This window comes from Monashia sp. HAY1-5C (genome assembly GCF_056755255.1).
In genome coordinates, this window is record NZ_JBPGXG010000262.1 from 1 (window position 1) to 1,636 (window position 1,636).

Genomic DNA, 1,636 nt, shown 5'->3' on the forward strand with positions numbered 1-1,636 from the left:
GGCCTGGACCCGCTCCCACGCCTTCTGCAGCGCCGGGGTCTCCTCGATGCACGGCGGGCACCACGAGCCCCACACGTTGACGACGACGACGGCGCCGTCCTTGTCCTTGAGCGACCAGGGCTGGCCCTCGAGCGTCGTGCCGAGCAGCTCCACCGGCTCGCCGCGCTGGCCCGGGGTCAGCTGCTCGATCGAGCCGTCGCCGGCGACGAAGCCCTTGCGGTCGCCCGATCGGGCCTGGCCCTCCACGGAGTTCGGGTCGGAGGTGCACGCGGCGGTGACCAGCGCCAGGCCGCCTGCCACGGCGGCGGCGCCCCACCGCAGCGCGGTGCGTCGGTCGAGCTCGGTCATCAGGCGCCCACGCCCCGGCTCGCGCCCGCGAGCAGCGCGCCCGCCGGCTCGGTGTACGTGATGGAGGCCAGCTCGTCACCGACGTAGCTCAGCGACGTCAGCGACGCCAGCGTGCACACGCGCTTGCGCGGGTCGTGCCAGAGGCGCCTGCCCTCGAGCCTGTTGCGCACCGTCCACACCGGCAGCTGGTGCGACACGACGACGGCCTCGTGGCCCCGCGCGGCGTCGCGGGCGGCGTCGACGGCCTCGAGCATCCGGGCGGCGATGGCCTCGTAGGCCTCGCCCCACGACGGCTTCGTCGGGTTGCCCAGGACCCGCCAGTTGCGGGGATGCAGGAGCTCCTTGCGCGCGGTGGTGCGGCCCTCGAAGTGGTTGGCCGACTCGATGAGACGAGGGTCGGTGGCGACGGGCAGCCCGTGGCTGCTCGCGATCGGCGCCGCCGTCTCCTGTGCCCGCTCGAGCGGGGACGCGACGACGTACGTGACGTCGTGGGTCGCCAGGTGAGCGGCGACGACGCCGGCCATCTCGCGGCCGAGGTCGCTGAGGTGGTAGCCGTCGAGCCGCCCGTAGAGGACGCCCGCGGGGTTGTGGACCTCGCCGTGGCGCATGAGGTGCACGACGGTCGTGGCGGCGGTGGTCTCGGCGGACCCCTCCGTGCCTCCAGCCGTGCTGCGCGTCATGGGCCCCAGTGTCTCAAACGGTCGGCGAACGACCGAATCCGCGGTCCGGGCACGGGCGGGTGGGTCCGCACGACGGACCTCGATCGGCAACGGCTGGGCCCCCGCGCGCCGCCTCACGCCGCGCGAGACAGGACGCCGAACCCCGGGCCGCGTCTTCGGCGGCCTGTTCGTGGTGGCCGGCGTCCTCCTCGCGACCGTCCACCGAGGCGCGGCAGCGCGCGCGTCGAGGGGGCGGCTCCTCGCCTCGGTGGGCTCAGATGCGCTCAGACGAGCTCGGGCACGTCGAGGTGGGCGATGGCCAGCTCGAACTCGGCCACCTCGGTGATCCGCATCCCGGTCTCCTGCGACAGGTCGGCGCGCAGGCTCATCGCGATGTCGCGGGAGTTTGTCATCGCCTCGGTCGAGTCGTAGGACGCGGTGATGCAGCACCGCCCGGACATCCGGTCGACGAGCAGGCTGGCGCTGCAGAACCCCTCGATCTGCTCCACCTTGGGCATGATCGTCATCTTGAACATGTCGACGGCCCGGTCGATGGTGGCCGGGTCGCCCTCGACCCACGTGACGCGGGCGCAGGCCCCTTCGGCGGAACGGTGGTCGCGGTGCAGGTA

General features: G+C 73.5%; 2 protein-coding genes and 1 pseudogene. All 3 read right to left on the reverse strand.

All coding sequences use genetic code 11. The features are described 5' to 3' along the window. Window positions 1-348 (reverse strand): TlpA disulfide reductase family protein (locus ACR9ZK_RS21520; RefSeq protein WP_481344003.1); only part of this gene is annotated, 348 nt, incomplete at its 3' end. After that, complete coding sequence (locus ACR9ZK_RS21525) at window positions 348-1,028, reverse strand: histidine phosphatase family protein (protein ID WP_481344004.1); 681 nt, start codon at window positions 1,026-1,028, stop codon at window positions 348-350. The genes ACR9ZK_RS21525 and ACR9ZK_RS21520, both read right to left, overlap by 1 nt. Window positions 1,029-1,291: 263 nt before the next feature. Continuing rightward, window positions 1,292-1,636: pseudogene (locus tag ACR9ZK_RS21530) on the reverse strand (hypothetical protein); the annotation flags it as partial.